We start from the raw sequence: 532 nt of genomic DNA, 5'->3' as shown, positions 1-532 counted from the left end.
TATTTATTTCAGTAGCTTACTAACAAATTTGTCCACCACTCACCACAACATCGCTTTCGTGTTCAATGACAACTTGTGCCACCAACTTTAGGCCAGCCACGATCATATCGAGGCTCATTGACGGGTGGTTGCCATCCGTCGCTTGTTCTGGCAACAACGGAATATGCACAAATCCATGCCGAATCGATTTGTCCCTCAGATAATGCTGCACTCCATAAAACAGATGGTTGCACACAAACGTCCCCGCGCTATTAGAAACCTGACAAGGGATGCCACTCTCATGCAACGTTTGAGCAATACGCTTGATTGGCAAAGACGAAAAATACGCATCCGGGCCTTGTTCGATGATGGGCTCATCGATTGGCTGATTGCCACCGTTGTCTGGAATTCGGAAGTCATCCACATTAATTGCAACGCGTTCGGGCGTTATTGCCGCTCTACCCGCGGCCTGACCAACGGTAATAACACAATCTGGTTGATACGCTTCAATCGCATCAATCACAGCACTGATGGACTCAAAACGCGTCACAGG

Annotated in this window: 1 protein-coding gene; it reads right to left on the bottom strand. The window is 48.1% G+C overall.

Going from position 1 to position 532, the window contains the following annotated elements:
• Window positions 1-19 precede the first annotated feature (19 nt).
• The coding region (gene pcp, locus R7Z50_RS30735) for a pyroglutamyl-peptidase I (protein ID WP_318150183.1) at window positions 20-532 on the bottom strand (513 nt) is incomplete at its 5' end.

Source organism: Vibrio sp. 1249-1 (assembly GCF_033340495.1).
Note: the sequence above shows the minus strand (reverse complement) of the source record. Positions and strands in the feature narration are given on the sequence as shown.